Genomic DNA, 22,098 nt, shown 5'->3' on the forward strand with positions numbered 1-22,098 from the left:
AGGATGGAAGGGTCCCGCCGATCCGCAGACCGCACCCGGTCCGCAGCCCGAGGAGTCGCTCCCGTGACCACCATGAACTACGCCCCGCACACCACCCAGGCCGTGGCCGCCCGGGCCACCGGCCTCTCCAAGGTGTACGGCCAGGGCGAGACCCAGGTGGTCGCCCTGGACAACGTCTCCGTGGACTTCGGCCAGGGCCAGTTCACCGCGATCATGGGCCCCTCGGGTTCCGGCAAGTCCACCCTGATGCACTGCGTGGCCGGTCTGGACACCTTCTCCGCCGGTTCCGTCCGCATCGGCGAGACCGAGCTCGGCACCCTGAAGGACAAGCAGCTGACCCAGCTGCGCCGGGACAAGATCGGATTCATCTTCCAGGCGTTCAACCTGTTGCCGACCCTGACGGCGCTGGAGAACATCACCCTGCCGATGGACATCGCGGGCCGCAAGCCCGACCAGCAGTGGCTGGACACGGTGGTCGACATGGTCGGGCTCTCCGGCCGCCTCTCGCACCGCCCCACCCAGCTCTCCGGCGGCCAGCAGCAGCGCGTGGCCGTGGCCCGCGCCCTGGCCTCCCGCCCCGAGATCATCTTCGGTGACGAGCCCACCGGAAACCTCGACTCCCGCTCCGGCGCCGAGGTCCTCGGCTTCCTGCGCAACTCCGTCCGCGAGCTCGGCCAGACCGTCGTCATGGTCACCCACGACCCGGTGGCCGCCTCCTACGCGGACCGCGTCATCTTCCTCGCCGACGGCCGCATCGTCGACGAGATGCTCAACCCCACCGCCGACGGGGTGCTCGACCGCATGAAGGCCTTCGACGCCAAGGGCCGCACCAGCTGAGGGACGTTCCCTCCCCGCCCCCGCTGACCCCTTACACCTGGACTCCTCCACCATGTTCCGTACCGCGCTGCGCAACGTGCTCGCGCACAAGGCCAGGCTGCTGATGACGGTGCTCGCCGTCGTCCTCGGCGTCGCCTTCGTCTCCGGCACCCTCGTCTTCACCGACACCCTCGGCAAATCCCTCAGCAACCAGTCCGCGAAGAGCTACGAAGGCGTGGCGGTATCCGTCACCTCGTACGGCCAGATGCGCAACACCAACGGCCAGAAGGAGGGCGAGCCCGGCATCAGCCAGCAGACCCTCGACAAGGTCAAGGCCGTCAAGGGCGTCGACGCCGTCACCGGCCGGGTCTCCGGCTTCGCCGGCGTCGGCGACGAGGACGGCAAGCTGATCGGCCAGGGCTGGGCCAACAAGGGCTCCAACTTCGTCCCCCTCAAGGACGGCAAGGACCCGCGCTACACCTTCACCGACGGCACCGGCCCGGCCAAGGACGACCAGATCTCCCTCGATAAGGAGAGCGCGTCCAAGGGCGGTTACAAGGTCGGCGACAAGGTCCGCGTCGCCACCAACGGCCCGGTCAAGGAGTACGCCCTCACCGGTGTGTTCACCACCGAGGACGGCTCGGTCAACGCGGGCGGCAGCCTGGTGCTCTTCGACACCGCCGTCGCGCAGCAGCTGTACCTGAAGCCCGGCTACTACGAGGAGCTGTCGATCAGCGCCAAGGCCGGCACCAGCGCCGACCAGCTGCTCGCCGAGGTCAAGCCGCTGCTCGACGGCAAGCGCACCAAGGCCCAGACCGGCGCCGCGCTCGCCAAGGAGCAGGCCAAGGAGATCGAGAAGGGCATGAGCAGCATGAACACCATGCTGCTGATGTTCGCCTTCATCGCGCTGTTCGTCGGCGTCTTCCTGATCTACAACACGTTCACGATGCTGGTCACCCAGCGCACCAAGGAGCTGGCCCTGCTGCGCGCCGTCGGCGCCAACCGCGGCCAGGTCATGCGCTCCGTGCTCGCCGAGGCCCTGGTCGTCGGCATCGTCGCCGCCGCGATCGGCCTCGCCACCGGCATCGGCCTCGCGGTCGCCATGCGCTCGCTGATGAACTCCTTCGCGGCCAAGATCCCGGCCGGCGACCTGGTGGTCGCCCCGACCACGATCGTCGCGGCCCTGGTCATCGGCGTCCTGGTCACCGTCCTCGCCGCGCTGCTGCCCGCCTGGCGCACCGGTCGGATCGCCCCGGTCGCGGCCATGGGCAGCGCCCACCTGCCGGCCTCCGCGAAGTCCCTCGTCCTGCGCAACGTCATCGGCAGCGTCCTCGGCCTGCTCGGCATCGGCGTGGTCATGCTGGGCGTGTCCATGGGCAGCGACGGCCGGATGGTCATCGGCGGCGGCGCGTTCTTCCTGCTCCTCGGTCTGATCGTGCTGCTGCCGCTGCTGTCGCGGCCGGTCATCTCGGCCCTGCGGCCGCCGCTGCAGAAGGTGTTCGGGGTGCCCGGCAAGCTGGCCGCGCAGAACGCCCTGCGCAACCCGCGCCGTACGGCCGTCACGGCCGCCTCGCTGGCCATCGGCCTGACCCTGGTCACCGCGCTCTCGGTCGTCGGCATCACCATGGGCAAGGCCGTGGACCGGATGAGCACCGACAAGATCAAGGCCGACTACAAGGTCACCATGAACGGCGGCATCGGCAGCCTGGACAAGTCCGTCGCCGAGACGCTGGCGAAGGCCCCCGGCATCAAGGCCGTCTCCCCGCAGACCGCCGGCGGGCTGAGGATGGGCGACGACTTCAACGCCGCTTCGGGCGTCAACCCGGCCGCCATCGGCCAGATGCTCAACATCGAGGTGGTCAGCGGTTCGCTGAGCAGCCTGGGCAAGGGCGAGGTCGCCGTTGCGGACAAGACCGCGGCGAAGGCCAAGCTCTCGGTCGGCTCGACGTTCGAGGTCATGTACGACGACGGCCAGAAGGGCTCGCTCAAGGTCGGCGCGGTCTACAAGGAGCTGGAAGGCCTGCTCTCCCCGTACGTCCTCGACGACAAGATCCTCAGCGCGCACGCGGACGAGCAGTACATCCCCGAGGTGTACGTCAACGCCGCCGACGGCGGTTCCAAGGCCGGCGAGAAGGCCGTCCGGGACGCGCTCGGCAACAACCCGGCGATCGGCGTCGCCACCCAGCAGGACATGCGCAACGAGATGGGCGGCATGGTCAACGTCGCGCTGAACATCATGTACGGCCTGCTCGGCATGGCACTGATCATCTCGGTGCTCGGCGTGGTCAACACCCTGGCGATGTCGGTCTTCGAGCGCAAGCAGGAGATCGGGATGCTGCGGGCGATCGGCCTCGACCGCAGCCGCGTCAAGAACATGATCCGCCTGGAGGCCGTGGTCATCTCGCTCTTCGGCGCGATCCTCGGCATCGGCGTCGGCGTCTTCCTCGCCTGGGCCGTCGGCACCACCTTCAGCAAGTCCGTACCGGGCTACGAGCTGGTCATCCCGTACGACCGGATCGGCATCTTCCTGCTGCTCGCCGGTGTGGTGGGCGTCCTGGCCGCCATGTGGCCCGCCCGCAGCGGCGCCCGGCTGAACATGCTGACCGCCATCAAGACCGAGTAGCGCGCACGGTTCGCAAGGACCCCGCAAGGGGGGAAGGGCCCCGGGGCGCGCGCCCCGGGGCCCTTCCCGCTGCCGTACGGGGTCACGCGCCCCAGGTGCGCAGCCGCAGCGGCAGCCCCGACCGGCCGGCGGCCGCGGGCTTCACCGCGAGGATCTGGTTGACGCCGAGCCGGCCGTGCTCGAAGCCCAGCGCCGAGGCCGCCATGTACAGCCTCCAGACCCGGGCCCGCCCCGGTGAGGTCAGCCGTACGGCCTGCTCCCAGTGCTCCTCCAGCCGCGCCACCCAGGCGCGCAGCGTCAGCGCGTAGTGCTCGCGCAGCGCCTCCACGTCGCGGACCTCGAACCCGACCCGTTCCAGCTCGCCCACCGTCGTGCCCAGCGGGGAGAGTTCGCCGTCGGGGAAGACGTAGGCGTCGATGAACTCGTCGATCCGGTAGGCCTCTTCGTCCGGCTCCGGCGGGCGCGCGATCTGGTGGTTGAGCAGCCGGCCTCCGGGGGCCAGCAGGGCGTGCAGGGTCCGGGCGTATTCGCGGTAGCGCTCGGCGCCGACGTGCTCGGCCATGCCGATGGACGAAATCGCGTCGTACGGGCCGTCCTTGACGTCCCGGTAGTCCTGGATCCGGATGTCGACCCGGTCGGCCAGGCCCTCTTCCGCGGCCCGCTTGCGGGCGTACACGGCCTGCTCGCGCGAGAGGGTGACGCCGGTGACGCGGACCCCGTACTCCCGGGCCGCGTGCAGCGCCATGGAGCCCCAGCCGCAGCCGACGTCGAGGAGCCGCTCGCCGGGCTGGAGGCCCAGCTTCCGGCAGACCAGGTCGAGTTTGTCCCGCTGGGCCTCCTCCAGGGTGGAGCCGGGGCTCCAGTAGGCGCAGGAGTACACCATCGAGGGACCGAGGACGTGCTCGTAGAACTCGTTGCCGACGTCGTAGTGGTGACTGATCGCCTGCCGGTCGCGGTACTTGCTGTGCGTCTGGCCGCCCCGGCGGGGGGCCTCCTCGGGCGGCGGTGCGGGCGCCGGCCACGGCCGGGCCAGGGCGACGAGGTCGCGCAGCGCGGCCCGGGCCTCCGGGTCGCGCAGCAGCGCGGTGGTCCCGGCGACGCCCGCGGCGCGCTCCGGCAGGCCCGGCAGGTACGGGCGCAGGGCGCGCAGCTTGCCGAGGCCCGAGCGGCGGACCGCCTGCGGGGCCTCGGGGACGTCGGCGGGTGCCCGCTCCCAGAGCAGGCCGGCCACCCGGTCGAGCAGTTCGAACAGGTCGCCTTCCACCGTCAGGTCGCCGGCCACCCAGGCCCGGGCCAGGCCCAGTTCACCCGGCCGCCACAGCACGCGGCGCAGGGCGCGGCGGTTGGCCAGCACCAGGGTGGGGCCGGCGGGCGGTCCGGCCTCGCTGCCGTCCCAGGCGCGGATCCGGACGGGCAGGGGGGCGCCCAGCAGGGTCTCGGCAAGAGCGGCCAGCCGCGGCGCGGCATCGGTCATCGTAGGCACCTCCGGAAACGATCCGACCCGACCCGACGGCCTACCCGTTTCCGGAGGCCCTCAACCGGGAGGGAACGCCGAAGGGGCCGCCCGCACCACGGATGGCGGGCGGCCCCTTCGGGGACGTGCTGGAGGAGTTGCCGGTCAGGCCCGGGTCAGGAGGCCTTGGCCTTCGCGGCGGGGGCTGCGGTGGCGGCCGGAGCCGGCGCCGGCTTGGCAGCCTCGTAGAACTCCTCGCGCGGGGTCTCCAGCGCGCCGAGGGAGACGACCTCGCGCTTGAGGAACATGGCGAGGGTCCAGTCGGCGAAGACGCGGATCTTGCGGTTCCAGGTCGGCATGGCCATGCCGTGGTAGCCACGGTGCATGTACCAGGCGAGCCGGCCCTTGAGCTTGATCTTCATCTTGCCCATGACGATCATCGCGACGCCCTTGTGGAGGCCGAGGCCCGCCACCGCACCCTTGTTGGAGTGGGCGTACTCGTGCTGCGGGAAGCCCCGCATGCCCGAGATGACGTTGTCGCCGAGGACCTTGGCCTGGCGCAGCGCGTGCTGGGCGTTCGGCGGGCACCAGGCGTTCTCGACACCGGCCTTGCGGGCGGCCATGTCCGGGACCTGGGCGTTGTCGCCCGCGGCCCAGATGTAGTCGCTGCCCTGGACCTGGAGGGTCGGGGCGGTGTCGACGTGGCCGCGCGGGCCCAGCGGCAGGCCGTAGCGGGCCAGCACCGGGTTGGGCTTGACGCCGGCGGTCCACACGAGGGTGTCGGAGTCGACCTCAAGGCCGTTCTTCAGCACCACGTGGCCGTCCACGCAGGAGTCCATCGAGGTGTTGAGGTAGATCTCGATGCCGCGCGACTCAAGGTGCTCCTTGCCCCAGGTGCCGAGCTTGGGCCCGACCTCGGGGAGGATCTTGTCGGCCGCGTCCACCAGGATGAAGCGCATGTCCTCGCGCTTGATGGTGGTGTAGTACTTCGCGGCGTCGCGGGCCATGTCCTCGACCTCACCGATGGTCTCCGCACCGGCGAAGCCGCCGCCGACGAAGACGAAGGTGAGGGCCTTGCGGCGGACGTTCTCGTCCGTCGTGGACTCGGCCTTGTCGAGCTGCTCAAGGACGTGGTTGCGCAGGCCGATGCCCTCTTCGACGCCCTTCATGCCGATGCCCTGTTCGGCGAGGCCGGGGATCGGGAAGGTGCGGGAGACGGCGCCGAGCGCGATCACCAGGTAGTCGAAAGGCAGCTCGTACGCCTCGCCGACGAGCGGCGTGACGACGGCGACCTTGCGGTCCTGGTCGATGCTGGTGACCCGGCCGGTGAGAACCTCTGCCTTGGGCAGCACGCGTCGCAGCGGGACGACGACGTGCCGAGGCGAGATGCTGCCTGCGGCCACTTCAGGGAGGAAGGGCTGGTAGGTCATGTACGAGCGCGGGTCGACGACCGTGACGGTCGCCTCGCCGTAGCGCATCTTCTTCATGATGCGCTTGGCTGCGTACAGGCCTACGTACCCACCTCCTACAACGAGGATCCTGGGACGCTCCGTGGTGCTCATGGAACGAGTATCCAGCACCCAAAGGGGTGCCGCTCGTGAGCCCCTTCACAAGGTGCCATGAGGCCTCTGCTACACTGCGCGGCCCACGTGACGGAGGTCATGGCGCGAAACGGGAACCAAGGTGTAACGGGAGTCGTTGTTCACCCGTCCTGAACTGGCCTCCAAGCCCGTAACCGGAGTAGACCACCGGGTTGGTGGATACCTACCGACTACACCGGAGTCGACGCCCGAATCGCACGAACGCCCGCATGAAAAGGGCCCGTGGGCCCCGGAAGCACCCCGAAGGACCCTTCCCGTGGCCCATCAGGCCTCTTTTCCTTGTGAAGAACTTCACGAACTTTCTGTGGAGGAGGGGACCTAAGACCCCCGTAAGGGCTTCCGAAGGTCCTCTGGACCCGCCCAAAACATGGCAGCGGCGCTCCGGTAGCCACCGGAGCGCCGCTGTTGGGGCGGGTAGGGGTCAGGATCGCAGGCGGTCGGCCTCGACCTCTTCGGCCGTCTTGATCGCGATTCCGTCGAGGATGTCGTGTTCCGAGACCACGACCTCCGCGGCTCCGGTCCGCTCCATGATCGCGAGGAGCACCAGGGCGCCCGCACCGATCACGTCCACCCGGCCCGGGTGCATCACCGGGATCGCCGCGCGTTCGGCGTGCGTGGCCGTCAGCATCCGCTCGCTGATCTCCCGCACCGTCGCGTACGGGATCCGCGCGTGGTGGATCTCCGAGGAGACGTACTCCGGCAGCCCGAGGGCGATCGCGGCGACCGTCGTCACCGAGCCTGCCAGGCCGACCAGCGTGCGCGCCTCGGCGAGCGGGACCGTCTGCTCGGCCAGGTCCAGCGCCGCCTCGATGTCGGCCCGTATGGCGGCGATCTGCTCCGCGGTCGGCGGGTCGGTGACCACCCCGTCCACGACCAGGTGCCGTTCGGTCATCCGGACGCAGCCCACGTCGACGGAACGGGCCGCCCGTACGTGCTCCTCGCCGACCACGAACTCGGTCGAGCCGCCGCCGATGTCCACCACCAGGAAGGGCTTCTCCAGGGGGGTCGCACCGGACGGGGCCTGGGGGAGGGTGGCGCCCGTCAGCTCCTTGGTGGCGCCGACGAAGGAGAACTCCGCCTCCTGGTCACCGGAGATCACCTCGGGCTCGACGCCCAGGATGGCGAAGACGCCCTGGACGAACTCGTCCCGGTTCTCGGCGTCGCGGGAGGCCGAAGTGGCCACGAACCGCACCCGCTCGGCACCGAACTCCTTGATCACCGCCGCGTACTCGCGGCACGCCGCGAAGGTCCGCTCCAGCGCCTCCGGGGCCAGCCGGCCCGTCTTGTCCACGCCCTGGCCCAGCCGGACGATCGTCATACGCCGGTCCAGTTCGACCAGCTCGCCCGTGGCGGGGTCGAAGTCCGCGACGAGCAGACGGATGGAGTTCGTACCGCAGTCGATGCCGGCGACCCGGGTCACGCGTCCGGTCCCTGCTGCTCCGCGGCCTCCGCGGTCTGCGCCTTCGGTGCGCACGGCGTGACGCAGGCGCCCTTGGCCCACCACTGCGGCAGCATCGCCAGGGCCTCGTCGCCGAACGGGTTCACGCCGGGTCCGGCCGCCAGCGAGTGGCCGACCAGCACGTGCAGGCACTTCACCCGGTCCGGCATCCCGCCGGCGCTCGGGAAGCCCTGGAGCACCTCGATGGCGTCGCGGCGGCGGATGTAGTCCTCGTGCGCGGCCTGGTAGGCGGCGGCGAGCTCGGGGTCCTCGGCGAGCCGGGCCTGCATCTCCTTCATCACGCCGTTGGCTTCCAGCGTGCCGATGGCGGAGGCCGCGCGCGGGCAGGTGAGGTAGTACAGCGTCGGGAAGGGCGTGCCGTCGGGGAGCCGCGGCGCGGTCTCCACCACGTCCGGCTGGCCGCAGGGGCAGCGGTGGGCGATGGCGCGCAGCCCGCGCGGCGGGCGGCCGAGCTGCTGCTGGAACGCTTCGATGTCCGCGTCGGTCGGCTCGGTCCGGTCGGTCTGGGGCGGGGGCGTCTGCATGCCTACAGGAAGTCTCTTCGTTCTCGTGGGTGGGTGCGGGTGCTCGTCACTCGCCGGGGCGGTCCGCCTTGTCGACGCCGTCCCAGACGTTCGAGTACCAGGGCCGGTCGGATCCGGCTGCTCCGGTGCGGTGCCGCTCGGCGGCCCCGGCCCCGGGGTCGGTCATGATGTAGCTGATCTCGCCCGGGCGGACGAAGTGCAGGTGCTTGCGCGCCTGCTGCTCCGCGTACGCGTTGTCCTGCCAGCGGGCCTTCTCGTCACGGAGGCGTTCGAGGCGCCGGCTCGCGGCCTCGGCGGCCCGCTGCTGCTGCGCGATCTCCGAACGCTGGGACACGTACTGACGCATCGGATACGCGAGGGCGACGACCAGCGTACAGAGGACGAGCACCAGCAGCGCGGCCCGGCCGGTGAGCCGGCTGCGGCGGACCTGGCGGCGCGTCTGCGAGCGGTAGACGTGGGCGGCGGTCCGCTCGCCGAGCTGCTTGAGCCTGGTCGCGGTGGAGAAGGTGGAGAACCGATCCCGGTTCCCGGCCATTGATCCCGCCTCCCCTATGTACGCGCTACGCAATACGTCCCCGCACACGGTACGGGACCGAGTGCGGGGACGTACGGAGGCGGGAAGGGCAAGAGCGTGATTGCCCCTTGCCGTGCCCGCCGGCAGCGCTTAGTTCGCGCGGAACCGCGGGAAGGCGGAGCGGCCGGCGTACACCGCGGCGTCGTCGAGGATCTCCTCGATGCGCAGCAGCTGGTTGTACTTGGCGACGCGGTCCGAGCGGGCCGGGGCGCCGGTCTTGATCTGGCCGCAGTTCACCGCGACGGCGAGGTCGGCGATGGTGACGTCCTCGGTCTCGCCGGAGCGGTGCGACATCATGCACTTGAAGCCGTTGCGCTGGGCCATCTCGACGGCGTCGAGGGTCTCGGTCAGCGAACCGATCTGGTTCACCTTCACGAGCAGGGCGTTCGCGGAGCCCTCCTCGATACCGCGGGCCAGGCGCTCGGGGTTGGTGACGAAGAGGTCGTCGCCGACGATCTGGACCTTGGCGCCCAGGCGGTCGGTGATGGTCTTCCAGCCGGCCCAGTCGTCCTCGAACAGCGGGTCCTCGATGGAGACGAGCGGGTACGCCTCGACGAGCTCGGCGTAGTAGTCGGTCATCTCGGCGGCCGAGCGGGACTGGCCCTCGAACTCGTACTTGCCGTCCTTGTAGAACTCGGACGCGGCGACGTCGAGCGCGAGCGCGATGTCCTTGCCCGGGGTGTAGCCGGCCTGCTTGATGGCCTCGATGATGAGGTCGAGCGCGGCGCGGTTGGACTCCAGGTTCGGGGCGAAGCCGCCCTCGTCGCCCAGGCCGGTGGAGAGGCCCTTGGTGTGCAGGACCTTCTTGAGGGTGTGGTAGACCTCGGCACCCCAGCGCAGCGCCTCGGAGAAGGACTCCGCGCCGATCGGGGCGATCATGAACTCCTGGATGTCCACGTTGGAGTCGGCGTGCGACCCACCGTTGAGGATGTTCATCATCGGAACGGGCAGCAGGTGCGCGTTCGGGCCGCCGAGGTAGCGGAAGAGCGGGAGGTCCGAGGCCTCGGACGCGGCGTGCGCGACGGCGAGGGACACGCCGAGGATGGCGTTGGCGCCGAGCGAGCCCTTGTTGTCGGTGGCGTCCAGGTCGAACATGGCCTGGTCGATCAGGCGCTGCTCGGTGGCGTCGTAGCCGACGAGCTCCGGGCCGATCTGCTCGATGACCGCGAGGACGGCCTTCTCGACACCCTTGCCCATGTAACGGTTGGGGTCACCGTCACGGAGCTCAATGGCCTCGAAGGCACCGGTGGAGGCACCGGACGGAACTGCAGCACGGCCGGTGCTGCCATCGTCGAGGCCCACCTCGACCTCGACCGTGGGGTTGCCTCGGGAGTCCAGGATTTCCCGGGCTACGACGACGTCGATGGACGGCACGAGCATCTCCTTCTGGGATGTGACGCTGGGTGTGCGGTGGCATGTCAGGCCGTGGGACGGCCTTGCCGACTAGAGCCTAACCGGCTCCGGGCATTCGGCCCGCCGACCGCCCGCCTCCTGGGACGAAAAAGGGCCCGAATACCCGCCTTCCAGGACATAGGGGCGCCGGATCGGGGCGGGAAAACACCGCCGCCCGGCGCGTGGGGGGAGTCGCGCCGGGCGGTGGGGATGTCGCGTGCCGTGCATGCTGCCGCGATTGTTACGGCAGGATTCAGCTGAGCTTCAGCATCTGACCCGGGAAGATCAGGTCTGCGTCCGAGACGATGTCCTTGTTGAGCTCGAAGAGCTTCTCCCAGCCGCCCTTGACGCCGTTGGCCTCGGCGATGGTGCCCAGGGTGTCGCCGGACTTGACCTCGTACGAGCCGTTGCCGGTCTTGATGACCGGGGCCTCGGCGCGCTCGGAGCGGGTCGTCGGAGCCGGAGCCTCGGAGCGCTTCGTCGTCTCCTTCTTCGGCTCGGTCTTCTTCGGCTGGGTCTTCTTGGTCTCGGTCTTCGTCTCCGTCTTCTTCGGGGTGTCGGTCGTACCACCACCGCTGTAGGAGGAGTTGGAGAGACCCTTGCCGCAGACCGGCCAGGCGCCCTTGCCCTGGCCCTTGAGGACCTTCTCGGCGACGGCTATCTGCTGCGACTTGGAAGCCTGGTTGGCCTGCGAGGCGTAGGCCTTGCCGCCGTACGCGGCCCAGGTGGAGGACGAGAACTGCAGGCCGCCGTAGTAGCCGTTGCCGGTGTTGATGGCCCAGTTGCCGCCGGACTCGCACTGGGCGACGCGGTCCCACTCGGAGCCGGTGGCGGCGGAGGCCGAACCGGCCGCCATCAGGGGCGCGGCGACCGCGACACCGGCGACGCCGGCGAGCGTGACGATGCGGGTGGTCCGTTCGATGGCCGTGGCGCGGCGGTGCTTGCCCTTGCCGGAAAGCAGCATGGAGTTCTCCTCACCGACGCCTACGAGGTGAGCTGTCGGGTTCGGGCTGATGAGTGCCCGGCCGTGCATGGCGCACGACTTAACCCCTAGCCGTTTCCGTGGCCGTCTCTCAACGGCCGGTCCCGGCGCCTACCTTGGTTCCCCCGCTCCTGCCTTCGGCGCTTTACGCGACGACTGTTCCCCCCGTCCGCCGGCAGGATTCGGCGATGCGGTCGAAGGAGCCCGCGGTGGCGGGCGACTCAGAAGGTAGACAGGTCTCTCCCCGATGTTCAACGAGGAACACCGGGGAGAAACGGGCCCTACTTGCGCTCCCTTTAAGGGCGTTTGCGCAGGTGAGGAGCGGGTTTGCGGAAGACGGCAGACGGGACACGCCAGTTGACCGGAAGAGACACATGTCTCACTTGCAGATAGCGGACATTCCACTCTTTCCGGGTGCCCGAAGTGCCGTTATTACTAACTTAGATCCAGATTCTGACCGGGCTTGATCAGATCGGCGTCCTTGCCGATGACCTGCTCATTGGCCGCGTAGAGCGCGTTCCAGCCGCCCTTGACCTTCCTGGCGGTCGCGATGGTGGCCAGGCTGTCGCCCTCCTGGACGGTGTACGAGGGGTTCGACGCCGCGGCAGAGGTGACGGGAACCTCAACGGCGGGCGTACCACGGTGCTTGCCGTTGCCGGAGGTGTCCGGGATGCCGGCCGGGTCGGTGGAGGCACCCGGGGCGCCGGGGGCCGCGGGGGCGGTGGGGTCGGCCCCGGGGGTGATCGGAGCGGTCGGGTCCGCCGGGTGGGCCGGAGCGGTCGGAGTTCCCGGCGCGGTGGGCGTCGTCGGGGCCGTGGGGGTGCCCGGGGTGGTGGTCGGGTCGCCCGGGAGCACCGGGACGGTCGGCGACGTGGACGGCGCGTCCGGATCGGGCATGACGGGCAGTCCGCTGCTCGGCGCGAGCGGCGCGGGCGGAAGCGTGAAGTCGGGGGCCGGAGCCGGGGTCGGGGCGCCGAAGTCCGTCGCCTTCGCGCCGGAGCCGCCCTTCGGGACCGAGTTGTCGGGGCGCGAGGCGCTGGGGGCGACGGGACCGAGCGTGCCGGGCAGGCCGGGGTCCACGGCCGCCGCGGGGGACTGCCGGGTCAGTCCTGCCGACTCCGAGCACTGCCCCCAGGCCTGGGGGCCCTGGGTACCCAGCACGCGTTCGGCGACGGCGATCTGCTGCGAACGGCTGGCGAGGTCAGGGCGCTCGGCGAACTCCTGGCCGCCCGAGGCGTTCCACTGCTCCTGCGTGAACGAAAGTCCGCCGTACGACCCGCTGCCGAAGTTCGCGCTCCAGGAACCGCCGCTCTCGCATTCGGCGACCTTGTCCCACGTGGAGGTGTCGGCCGCGCTCGCGCTGGTGGCGGCGAGCAGCGGCAGTGCCAGCGCGGAGCCGGTGACTCCGGCGGTGACGACTATCGCGGGTACCTGGCGGGGGCGTCTGTGGCGGCCGTTCCCGGAACGCATGAGCTGCACCTTTCGCATAACGACTGGGTAACGGCAGAACCTAGCCTTCTTGGCATGCAAGTCACAACTCTTGACCGGGGCTGACTTCTGGTCAGGGGACGTTCAGGTGTTTCGAGGTGCGAACCGGACGGGAAGAGTGCGCAGGCCACGCATGATCAGACCCCCGCGCCAGCGAAGCTCGTTGGGCGGAACAGCGAGTTCCAGATCCGGCAGACGCGTGAGCAAACTCGCAAGCGCCGTCTGTCCTTCAAGTCGTGCGAGCGGCGCGCCCAGGCAGTAGTGGATGCCGTGCCCGTATCCGAGGTGCTGGTTGTCGGTGCGGGAGAGGTCGAGGGTGTCCGGATCGGCGAACCGCTCGGGGTCCCGGTCGGCCGCGGCGAGGACCACGAGCACCGGGTCGCCGGCCGCGACGTCCTGGCCGCCGAGGCTCAGCGCCTCGGTGGCGAACCGCCAGGTGGCCAGCTCCACGGGGCCGTCGTAGCGGAGCAGCTCCTCGACGCCGGTCTCCAGCAGGCCGCTCTCCCCGGCGGCGAGGGAGTCCTGCAGGCGGGTGCGCTGGTCGGGGTTCATGAAGAGGGAGTGGACGCCGTTGCCGATGAGGTTGACGGTCGTCTCGAAGCCGGCGAAGAGCAGGATGAAGGCCATCGCGGTGGCCTCGGCCTCCGTCAGGTGGTCGCCGTGGTCGCTCGCGCGGATCAGATCCGAAATCAGATCATTGCCCAGATCATCCCTTTTTCGGTGGATGAGTTCACCGAGGTAGGTCCGCATCTGCTTCACGGAGCGGGCGACCCCGCCCCGCGGACCGCCGCCGTGCCGGATCATCATCCCCGCCCAGTCGCGGAAGTCGTCCTGGTCCTCGCGCGGTACGCCGAGCATCTCGCAGATGGCGTAGATGGGGAGCGGGAAGGCGAACTCGTGGATGAGGTCCGCTTCACCCCTGCTCGCGAACCGATCGATGAGGTGGTCGGTCAGCTCCTGCACCCGCGGGGCGAACTCGGCGACCCGGCGCGGAGTGAACGCCTTCGACACCAGCCGCCGCAGCCGGGTGTGGTCCGGCGGATCGATGTTGAGCAGATGGGTCATCAGCTCCGCCTTGCGCTCCCCCGGGATCCCGGTCTTGCCCTTGGCGTGCGCCGGCTCCGCGTGGTGCGCCGGGTTCTTGCTGAGCCGCTGGTCGGCGAGGGCCTGGCGGGCATCGGCGTACCGGGTGACCAGCCAGGCCTCGACCCCGCTCGGCAGCTTGGTGCGGTGCACCGGGGAGTGCTCGCGCAGCCAGGCGTACGCCGGGTACGGATCGGTGGCGAACTCCCAGTCGAACAGGGTCGGGCCCTGGGGAGGAGTGTTGTCGTGGGGGGCTGCGGAGGTCGGCTCGTGCACCCGCTGACCGTATCCCGCGCGCCGGCGGCCATCCCATATGGGGTGTTCGCCGCGGCTGTCCGTAGATCCGCCATCGCTTGACGTCGCGTTGCCCGACGTTCCTACTTTCGGTTTTGTGGATGTGAGGATCTTGAAGAGCAGCTTCGCGGTGGTGGAGAGACGGGCCGAGCACGCGGTCAAGTACTTCTACTCCCACCTCTTCTGGCACAACCCCGGGTTCCGTGAACTCTTCCCGGCCTCCACCGAGGGCATGGAACGCCAGCGCGACCGGCTCTTCGCCGCACTGGCCCACGTGGTCGCCCGCCTCGGCGACGAGAGCCTCCTCCCCTATCTCCACGCCCTCGGCCGTGACCACCGCAAGTTCCTCGCCGGCCCCGAGCACTACGCGGCCGTCGGCTCCAGCCTGCTCGCCGCGCTTGCCCTGACCTCCGGCGAGGCCTGGACCCCGGACGTGGAGAAGACCTGGTCCGAGGCCTACCAGGTGATCGCCGACGCCATGATGGCCGGGGCCGCCGCGAGCGAGGACCCCCCGTGGTGGGACGCCGAGATCGTCCGCCACCTCCAGTACGGGCAGGACATAGGGGTGCTGACCCTGCGCCCGCACGCCCCCTACCCCCATGTACCGGGCCAGTACGTGAGCGTGAGCAGCGAGCGGGTCCCGGCGACCTGGCGCACGTACTCCATCGGCAACGCCCCGCGCCCCGACGGCACCCTCGACCTGCACGTCAGCCGCGTCGACCACGGCCGGCTGAGCACCGCCCTGGTCCGCGAGGCCCGGCCCGGCGAGGTGCTGCGGCTCGGCGCGGCCGGCGGGCAGCTGACCCTGCGCCGCGCCGGCCGCCCCGTCAGCCTCATCGCGGCGGGCACCGGCTGGGCGCCGATCCGGGCCATGCTGGAAGAGCTCGCCGGGCAACCCCCCGATCAGGACGTACGGCTCTTCGTCGTCGCCCGCGACGCCGCGCACCTCTACGACCGCCCGCTGATCGACGAGTACGCCGCCACCTTCGGCTGGCTCGGCGTCACCTACATCACGCCGGCCCCCGGGCGGCACCGCAACCAGGCCACCGGGCGGCTCGCGACCGCGCTCGGCCACCGGGCCCTGTGGCCCGAGCAGGACGTCTACCTCAGCGGCCCGCCGCCGTTCGTCGAGCAGACAGTGCACCTGCTGGAAGAACTGGGCGCCCCGCCCGGGCGGATCTTCCACGACTGCGTACCCACCGCCGGCCACGGCCCGAACGGACGCCCCCTGGGCTTCGGCGAGTGGTTCCTCAGCCGCCCGGCGCCGCACTGGCACGACCCGTCGGGCCGCTCGCCGCGGGCCTGAGGGGGCTCCGGCGGCAGAACGACGCGGGCTACGCGCCGGGGCCCTCGCCGTCCTCGCCGGCGTCCTCGCCAGTGTCCGCGCCGACTCCTTCCGCGGACCGGATCGCGTCCCGGTAGACGCGGGCCGCCGCCCGCAGCGCGGTCTCGGGGTCGATCCCCGCCGCCTCGGCGCGCGCCGCCAGCTCCAGCAGCTCGTAGCCGATGCCCTCGCCCCGGGGCAGCTCCACGGCCACGCCGCCCGCGCGGACCCGGCCGGCGAGCTTGGCCGCGAGCGCGAGTCCGGGCTGGCCCAGCGGAATCCCGTCGGTGACCGACTCCCGCTGCTTCTCGACCGCCTTGGTGCGCTGCCAGTGCGCGCTGACGTCCTCAGGGGTCTGCGCCTGGGCGTCCCCGAAGACGTGCGGATGCCGGTGGATCAGCTTCTCGACGAGGCTGCCGGCCACGTCGTCGACGGAGAACGGCTGCTCGGGGTGCTCCTCGGCGATGCGCGCGTGGAAGACCACCTGGAGGAGCACGTCACCGAGTTCCTCGCGCAGCGCCTCCCTGTCCCCGTCCTCGATCGCCTCGACCAGCTCGTACGCCTCCTCGATGGCGTACTTGACCAGTCCCTCGTGGGTCTGGCGCGAGGTCCAGGGGCATTCGCGGCGGACCCGGTCCATCACCTGGACGAGGTCGAGCAGGCGGGCGCCGGGCAGATCGTACGAGCCGGGCAGCAGTTCGAGGTCGGGCATGTCGACGCGGCCGGAGCCGGCGAGCCGGGCCAGCCCGTCGGTGAGCCGCTGGTCGCCCTCGCCGCCGGGGATCACGACGACCGTGCGGCCGCCGGCGCAGGCCTCGACCAACTCGCGCGCGTCCGGGGTCTCGTGCGCGACCTCTACGCCCGCCTCCCGCAGGTACGGCAGCTGCGGGTGGCCCGGGTCGGCGCACAGCACCCGGTCCGCGGCGTGCAGCGTCTGCCAGGCCGGCCACGACAGCAGCCCGGGGGCGACCCGGTGGCTGGCGGTCAGCAGGACGATCCGGCCGACGGCGGATGCGTCGGCCGCGGGCACGGCGGGGGCGGGTTCGGCGGCGTGGTCGTTCACCCTCCGAACCTACCTCCTCCCCCCGGCCTGCGGCCGGGGTGCCCCGGGTCGCTCAGGTTCCGGCGGGAGGCTGCTCGGTCCGGGTCCGCTGGACGATCCAGGGGGTGTCCTGGTCGCCGAGCACGATCTGCTGCGCGTCCCAGACGCCGTAGCGCGGGTTCACCTCGATGTGCAGCGCCTTCGCTGCGGACGCGAGCTTCTCGACGGCCTTGTCCTGGCTGCCGTAGTGGTCGAAGAGCTTGTCGCGCAACAGCTTGAAACGGGCGTCGGCGTCGAGTTGGTCGGGCGCCAGCTGGGCCTGCTCCAGGGCCGCCGCGGCCAGCTTCTCACTGCCGCCGGCCTTCTCCAGCTGGGCCTTGCGGAAGTCCTGGACCTCCTTCTCGCCGACGCTCACGCCCGCGTCCTCGGCGGCGCGTTCCAGGACGACGGTCTGGATCATCTTGTTGAGCTTGATGCGCTCCAGGCCGGGCGAGGCCTGGATCAGCTGGGCGGCGGTCGGCCCGGACTCGTTCTGCGCCGCGCGGACCTCGTTGACCTGGGCCTGGAGCGCGGAGGTGGTGATCCGTTCACCGCCGACGACGGCCGCGGTGCCGGGGCGGGCCTGGCCCGAGCAGGCGGACAGCAGGGGGGCCGCCACGAGCAGGGCGGCGGAGACGGAGAGCGCTGTGCGACGGTGCAAAGGAGCCTCCAGGGCCGGGAGATTGTGCGTCGGTGCACAAGGGCCGTGCGGTGATCGATGGTATGCAGTCAGGGTGATCGGAGCCACCGGTTCGACCAACGATTCCCGGGGTGTCGGGGTGCGCGTCTGTTGATGTGCCCGCCACTCTGTGGCCACCCTCCGGTCCACCGGTGCTGCCAAGGTCGGCCCACCATGTCGACACCGCACCGCTCGCCGCGCCGCCGGAGCCTGTCCGGCTCGGCCCTCGCCGCCCTGATCACGGTGGTGGCCGTGTGCACCGGGGACGCGGTCGCCCGCGTGTTCCCGTACGGGCACCGCCACCGCAGCATCAACGACCTCGGCAACCAGTTCGTCCCCTTCCACGCCCACCTGTGGGACCTCCTGCACGGGCGGGCGCAGGGCGGTCTGCTGTTCAACTGGCAGTCCGGCTACGGCACGAGCTTCCTGCCCGACTTCGGCACGTACCTCTCCAGCCCCTTCGCGGTGCTCGTCGCCCTCTTCCCGCGCGAGGACATCGACCTCGCGGTGTACGTGGTCACCGTGCTCAAGACGGCGGCCGCGGCGGCGGCCATGGTCTGGCTGCTGCGCACCCAGCGCCGCGGGCCGTGGTGGGCGGCGGCGCTGCTGGGGGCCTCGTACGCGCTGTGCGGCTGGTCGGTGATCGAGGCCTCGTACAACCCGATGTGGCTGGACGGGCTGATCGCGTTCCCGCTCCTGTGTCTGACGGGGGAATGGGCGCTGCGGGGCCGCCGGCCGGCGGCCGCCGTCCTCGTGGTCGCGCTGTGCTGGACGGCGAACTTCTACACGGCGTACATGGCGACGCTGGGCGCGGCGCTGGTCCTCCTGGTGCGGGTGGTGTTGACGCGTGAGGGGGTACGGGCGCGGGTGCGGGTGCTCGCCCGCGGGGCGGCGACGACCCTGCTGGGCATCGCGGTGTCGGCTCCGGTGCTGGTCCCCCTCTTCCTGAGCTCGAAGCAGGCGTACCCGGGGTGGACGCGGCAGTTCCAGCCGGTGTCCTGGCCGGACGTGTTCGCGCGGATCCTGCCCGCGACGTACTCCTTCTCTTCGCCGGCGCTGTTCGTGGGCACGGGGACGCTGCTGCTGGTGGCGGCCCTGCCCTTCCACGCGGCGGTGCCGGTGCGCACCCGCCTGTGGTGGGCGGGGCTGACCGCGGCCGTGCTGGTCTCCTTCCAGTGGACGCCGACGCACCTGGCCTGGCACGTGTTCGCGACCCCCAACGGCAGCCCCTACCGGCAGACGTTCGTCCTGGCCGGGGTGGCCGTGATCGCCGCGTGGACCGCGCTGGCGGCCGGGCTGCCGGGGCCTCGGGCGCTGGCGGCGGGCACGGCGGTACTGGCCGCGGCGGCGCTGGCGGCGAGCGGCAGCACGCTGGCGACGACGTGGGGGTTCGGGCTGTTCGGTGGCGGGCTCGCGCTCGCGGCGGCGGCCTGGTGGTGCCTGCGCCACCGCAGGCTGGTCCTCCCGGCGGCCGGGGTGCTGGCGCTGGTACTGGTCGGACAGGCGGCCGCGACGACGGCGTTCGGGCACAAGGGGAAGCTGGCCGGACTGGACGACTACCCCTCGTGGGGTGCGGCGCACACCGCGCGCTCCGCGGCCCTGGCCGGCGCGGAGGGCTGGCCCGGGTACCGCACGGACCCGAGCCGGCCGGCCCTGTCGGGCAACGATCCGCTGCTGCTCGGCGGGGAGGGCGGCGCGTACTACAGCAGCCACACCCCGGACGTGTTCACGCGGACGATGGTGGCCCTCGGCGCGGGCTGGACCTCGCGCGGGCGCAACGTGCAGAGCATCGACAACCCGGTGACGGACGCGGTGTTCGCGGTCGGCGCCCGGCTGCGCCCGGACGGCACGGTCGGCCGCGCACAGGTGCCCCCGCTGATCACCGTCCGCCCGCCGGGACCCGCACCGTCCTATGCGGACGGGCCCCCGTTCGCCAACCAAGAACTCCTGCTGGGCGCCGCCGTGTACGAGGACCCCGTCGCGCCGGGGGTCTGCCGCGCGGGCACGGAGGCCTACCTGTGGGCCCCGGAGTACAACGCGACGGCCCGCCTCGCGGACGGTCCCGCCTTCCGGCTGAACGGCAACGCGCCCCGCAACCGGGCGGCCCTCCAGCCGCTCGGCACCTCCCGGGGCGCCTCCTCGGCCCTCGTCTTCGACGCTCCCGCGCCGCCGCGCCGGGCCCTGTCCTGCCTGGACCGCGGGCGCCTGGACACGGCGGTGGCCGCGCTCCGAGCGACGGCTCCGACCTCGCTGCGGGTCGGCTCCTCGGGCATCCGCGCCACCGTCCCGGCCGGCACCACGGGAACGGCGGTCCTGTCGTCCCCGGCGATCGCGGGCTGGACCTGCAACGGCCACCCGGCCGCCGGCTACCTGGGGCTGGTCTCCGTCCCCGTGACCCCCGGCACCACGACGATCAGCTGCACCTTCCGGCCCCCGGGTCTCCTGCCGGGCACGGCCGTCGCGGCGACGGCCCTGCTGCTCCTGGCCGTCTTCCTGGCGGCGCAGCGCCGACGCGGTTCCCGGGCCGGACGGACCGCCCGGCCCGACGAGCACGCCCTGTCCGCGTAGGGCGCGGCGCGGCACGCTCCGGGGCGTGCGGCGCCGCGGGCCTCAGCGGACCTGGCTGAGCCAGTGGAGGGTGCGGCGTACCTCCGTGGAGAAGGGGTGCGCCGGGCCGTGGACGCGGTCCGCGTCGAACAGGAGGCGGGCCAGGGTGTCGTGGGCCGCCATGCGGTCGCCCATGGAGAGCTGGAGATGGGCTATCCGCCTGCGGACCTCCAGCGGCAGGCCGGGGTCCGGGTTGGCGTAGTGGTTCTCGAACAGCGGGAGCAGGGAGCGGTATTCGGCCAGGGCCGCCCCGGCCTCGCCGAGCTGCTCCAGGCACTGCGCCGCGTCGTAGCGGAAGCGCAGGGCCTGGGCGTCGCCGGCCGGGAACTCCTCGGCGAGGCGGCGCAGTTCGGGCAGGGCGCGGCGGTACTGGCCGTCGTCCATGAGCGTGGCGGCGTACTGCTTGCGCAGGGAACGGACCACCGGCGAGTGTTCGCCGTGCTCGGCGGCGGCGGCCGGGAGGATGCCTCCAAGGATGTCCACGGCCTGGGTGAGGCGGCCCTGGTCCAGCAGGCTGCGGGCCTCGTCCACCGCGGCCGGGATGTCCGGCCGGACCGGCGTCGGCGGTGCGGACGGCTGCGGCGGGATGGTGGCGGCGCGGTCCGGCCAGGGGGCGTGCGGGCGCAGGAAGGGGCGGGTCGGGTCGAGCGCGCCCTTCGGGGTGCCGTCCTTGGGCAGCAGCGGCACGAGGGCCTCGTACACCTGCTGCGCGGAGGCGGGCCGCTCCTGCGGGTCCTTCGCCAGGAGGTGGAGCAGGACCGCCTCCAACTGGTGCGGGACCTCCGGGCGCAGCCTGCGCACCGGGACCGGCGGCTCGTACAGGTGGCGGTGCAGCACGCCGAGCGCGGTGGACCCGGCGAACGGGACGTTGCCGCTGAGGAGTTCGTACAGCAGGACGCCGAGGGCGTAGAGGTCGGTGGAGGGGCCCACCGCGCCGCCCATGGCCTGCTCGGGCGCCATGTACGCCGGGCTGCCGATCGGGGTGCCGGTGCTGGTGAGGCGGGTGGTGTCGGTGTCCATGACCGAGGCGACACCGAGGTCGAGGACCAGCACGGTGCCGTCCGGGCGGACCATCACGTTGCGCGGCTTGAGGTCGCGGTGCACGATCGGCACCGCGTGCACGGCCGACAGCACCCCACACAGCTGCGCGACCACGGCGACCGCCCAGGGCCAGGGGTACGGGTCGTGCTGCGCGAGGTGGTCCGCGAGGTCGGTGCCCTCGACGTGGCCCATGACGAGGAACAGCTCGTCGCCGTCGCTGCCCGCGTCGTGGACCGTCACCAGGCCCGGGTGGTCGACCTGCGCCGTGACCCGGCATTCGCGCACGAAGCGGCGGCGCAGCTCGTCGGCGACGGAGCCGGGGCCCGCCACCTTGTCGGGGCGCAGCAGCTTGACGGCGACGCGGCGGTCCAGGCGCTGGTCGTACGCCGTCCAGACCTGGCCCATGCCGCCCTGTCCCAGGATGGAGGCCAGCCGGTAGCGCTCGCCGATGATCCGGTCGTCGTCCGTCACCGGGCCGGGCCCTCGCCCTCGTTGCCGGGCGTGTTCGGGTTCGCCTGCGGGTTCGGGTGCGGGTTCGGCGTCTGCTTGCGCAGCAGTTCGCTCAGCTCGTCGAGCTCGGCGCGCACCTGCCCGATCCGCGGCGGGGTGGCCGGGCCGGGCGCGGGGTTCGGGTTGGGCGTCGGGGTGGGCGTCGGCGTCGGCGTCGGGATCGGCGTCTGCTGGACCGGCGGGTAGCCGTACGCGGGGCGGGGCTGCTGCTGCGGCGGCACGTACGGCGCGGGCTGCGCCGGGTACCAGGCGCCGGTCCGGGCCGCGACGGCCCGGGCTTCGTGGTGGCGGATGTCGGCGACGAGGAAGTACACGCAGGTCGCGAAGCCGGTCAGGATGACGCCGAAGGCGCCGGTGTTGCCCTGCCAGCCGTCGGTTTTGGGGGTCGGGTCGGCGCCGATCAGCGCGATCCAGGCGACGGTGAGCACGCAGTTGAGGGCCAGCAGCCACCAGTCCCGGGGCTTGCGGGTGACGACCGCGAGCCGCAGCATCGTGCCCCAGCCCAGGAAGCCGCAGCTCAGGACGGGCAGCAGGGCGAACAGCACGCGCAGTGCCACGACTCCCCCG

The 22,098-nt window shown here is 71.7% G+C and carries 17 protein-coding genes and 1 riboswitch; of the genes, 4 read left to right on the plus strand and 13 right to left on the minus strand.

The window, feature by feature from the left end; all coding sequences use genetic code 11:
* Positions 1–72: 72 nt before the first annotated feature.
* Entirely contained in the window at positions 73–837 is a 765-nt protein-coding gene (locus OHA65_RS15730; protein WP_327285672.1) for an ABC transporter ATP-binding protein, read from the plus strand.
* A gap of 52 nt (positions 838–889) precedes the next feature.
* Positions 890–3,439, plus strand: coding sequence for an FtsX-like permease family protein (locus OHA65_RS15735; RefSeq protein ID WP_328762972.1), 2,550 nt, complete (start codon positions 890–892; stop codon positions 3,437–3,439).
* Positions 3,440–3,521: 82 nt separating this feature from the next.
* On the opposite strand, the gene OHA65_RS15740 is transcribed toward OHA65_RS15735, so the two are convergent.
* The 9 genes from OHA65_RS15740 to OHA65_RS15780 all read right to left on the minus strand — a co-directional run bounded on the left by OHA65_RS15740 (position 3,522) and on the right by OHA65_RS15780 (position 14,271).
* Positions 3,522–4,913 (minus strand): cyclopropane-fatty-acyl-phospholipid synthase family protein, encoded by a 1,392-nt coding sequence (locus tag OHA65_RS15740; RefSeq protein ID WP_328762974.1) that lies wholly within the window; start codon positions 4,911–4,913, stop codon positions 3,522–3,524.
* A 155-nt stretch (positions 4,914–5,068) separates the two neighbouring features.
* Entirely contained in the window at positions 5,069–6,454 is a 1,386-nt protein-coding gene (locus OHA65_RS15745) for an NAD(P)/FAD-dependent oxidoreductase (protein WP_327283743.1), read from the minus strand.
* A 460-nt stretch (positions 6,455–6,914) separates the two neighbouring features.
* Positions 6,915–7,913 (minus strand): Ppx/GppA phosphatase family protein, encoded by a 999-nt coding sequence (locus tag OHA65_RS15750; protein WP_328762975.1) that lies wholly within the window; start codon positions 7,911–7,913, stop codon positions 6,915–6,917.
* Complete coding sequence (locus OHA65_RS15755; RefSeq protein WP_327283745.1) at positions 7,910–8,476, minus strand: DUF501 domain-containing protein; 567 nt, start codon at positions 8,474–8,476, stop codon at positions 7,910–7,912. Before OHA65_RS15755 ends, OHA65_RS15750 begins: the two co-directional genes overlap by 4 nt.
* Positions 8,477–8,522: 46 nt before the next feature.
* Positions 8,523–9,011 carry a septum formation initiator family protein gene (locus tag OHA65_RS15760; RefSeq protein WP_327283746.1) on the minus strand — a complete coding sequence of 163 codons (489 nt, stop codon included), beginning with the start codon at positions 9,009–9,011 and terminating at the stop codon, positions 8,523–8,525.
* 129 nt (positions 9,012–9,140) lie between these two features.
* Positions 9,141–10,430 (minus strand): phosphopyruvate hydratase, encoded by a 1,290-nt coding sequence (gene eno / locus OHA65_RS15765; RefSeq protein WP_327283747.1) that lies wholly within the window; start codon positions 10,428–10,430, stop codon positions 9,141–9,143.
* Between the two features lie 265 nt (positions 10,431–10,695).
* Complete coding sequence (locus OHA65_RS15770) at positions 10,696–11,406, minus strand: transglycosylase family protein (RefSeq protein ID WP_327283748.1); 711 nt, start codon at positions 11,404–11,406, stop codon at positions 10,696–10,698.
* A 2-nt stretch (positions 11,407–11,408) separates the two neighbouring features.
* Positions 11,409–11,577, minus strand: a riboswitch (cyclic di-AMP (ydaO/yuaA leader).
* A 282-nt stretch (positions 11,578–11,859) separates the two neighbouring features.
* Entirely contained in the window at positions 11,860–12,894 is a 1,035-nt protein-coding gene (locus OHA65_RS15775) for a transglycosylase family protein (RefSeq protein ID WP_327283749.1), read from the minus strand.
* Positions 12,895–12,996: 102 nt separating this feature from the next.
* Entirely contained in the window at positions 12,997–14,271 is a 1,275-nt protein-coding gene (locus OHA65_RS15780; RefSeq protein ID WP_327283750.1) for a cytochrome P450, read from the minus strand.
* A gap of 115 nt (positions 14,272–14,386) precedes the next feature.
* Here OHA65_RS15780 and OHA65_RS15785 point away from each other — a divergent pair, with 115 nt between their 5' ends.
* Entirely contained in the window at positions 14,387–15,595 is a 1,209-nt protein-coding gene (locus OHA65_RS15785) for a globin domain-containing protein (RefSeq protein WP_371643742.1), read from the plus strand.
* A gap of 28 nt (positions 15,596–15,623) precedes the next feature.
* On the opposite strand, the gene OHA65_RS15790 is transcribed toward OHA65_RS15785, so the two are convergent.
* Both OHA65_RS15790 and OHA65_RS15795 read right to left on the minus strand, forming a co-directional pair.
* Positions 15,624–16,676, minus strand: coding sequence for a nucleoside triphosphate pyrophosphohydrolase (locus OHA65_RS15790; protein WP_328762979.1), 1,053 nt, complete (start codon positions 16,674–16,676; stop codon positions 15,624–15,626).
* Positions 16,677–16,728: 52 nt separating this feature from the next.
* Positions 16,729–17,355 carry a SurA N-terminal domain-containing protein gene (locus OHA65_RS15795; protein WP_328762980.1) on the minus strand — a complete coding sequence of 209 codons (627 nt, stop codon included), beginning with the start codon at positions 17,353–17,355 and terminating at the stop codon, positions 16,729–16,731.
* A gap of 192 nt (positions 17,356–17,547) precedes the next feature.
* Here OHA65_RS15795 and OHA65_RS15800 point away from each other — a divergent pair, with 192 nt between their 5' ends.
* Positions 17,548–19,941: a YfhO family protein gene (locus OHA65_RS15800; protein WP_327283754.1), complete on the plus strand. Its 2,394-nt coding sequence runs from the start codon at positions 17,548–17,550 to the stop codon at positions 19,939–19,941.
* Positions 19,942–19,983: 42 nt separating this feature from the next.
* On the opposite strand, the gene OHA65_RS15805 is transcribed toward OHA65_RS15800, so the two are convergent.
* On the minus strand, positions 19,984–21,492 hold the full coding sequence (locus OHA65_RS15805; protein WP_327283755.1) for a serine/threonine-protein kinase: 1,509 nt from the start codon (positions 21,490–21,492) through the stop codon (positions 19,984–19,986).
* Positions 21,489–22,088: a hypothetical protein gene (locus OHA65_RS15810; protein WP_405762022.1), complete on the minus strand. Its 600-nt coding sequence runs from the start codon at positions 22,086–22,088 to the stop codon at positions 21,489–21,491. Before OHA65_RS15810 ends, OHA65_RS15805 begins: the two co-directional genes overlap by 4 nt.
* Positions 22,089–22,098 lie beyond the last annotated feature (10 nt).

The organism is Streptomyces sp. NBC_00045 (assembly GCF_045041095.1).
GTDB lineage: Bacteria > Actinomycetota > Actinomycetes > Streptomycetales > Streptomycetaceae > Streptomyces.

Excerpts from the sequence above, each read along its gene's own strand:
- OHA65_RS15730 (WP_327285672.1), top strand. The coding sequence starts at position 73 with ATGAACTACGCCCCGCACACCACCCAGGCCGTGGCCGCCCGGGCCACC.
- OHA65_RS15735 (WP_328762972.1), top strand. The coding sequence starts at position 890 with ATGTTCCGTACCGCGCTGCGCAACGTGCTCGCGCACAAGGCCAGGCTG.
- OHA65_RS15740 (WP_328762974.1), bottom strand. The coding sequence starts at position 4,913 with ATGACCGATGCCGCGCCGCGGCTGGCCGCTCTTGCCGAGACCCTGCTG.
- OHA65_RS15745 (WP_327283743.1), bottom strand. The coding sequence starts at position 6,454 with ATGAGCACCACGGAGCGTCCCAGGATCCTCGTTGTAGGAGGTGGGTAC.
- OHA65_RS15755 (WP_327283745.1), bottom strand. The coding sequence starts at position 8,476 with ATGCAGACGCCCCCGCCCCAGACCGACCGGACCGAGCCGACCGACGCG.
- OHA65_RS15760 (WP_327283746.1), bottom strand. The coding sequence starts at position 9,011 with ATGGCCGGGAACCGGGATCGGTTCTCCACCTTCTCCACCGCGACCAGG.
- eno (WP_327283747.1), bottom strand. The coding sequence starts at position 10,430 with ATGCTCGTGCCGTCCATCGACGTCGTCGTAGCCCGGGAAATCCTGGAC.
- OHA65_RS15770 (WP_327283748.1), bottom strand. The coding sequence starts at position 11,406 with ATGCTGCTTTCCGGCAAGGGCAAGCACCGCCGCGCCACGGCCATCGAA.
- OHA65_RS15775 (WP_327283749.1), bottom strand. The coding sequence starts at position 12,894 with ATGCGTTCCGGGAACGGCCGCCACAGACGCCCCCGCCAGGTACCCGCG.
- OHA65_RS15800 (WP_327283754.1), top strand. The coding sequence starts at position 17,548 with ATGTCGACACCGCACCGCTCGCCGCGCCGCCGGAGCCTGTCCGGCTCG.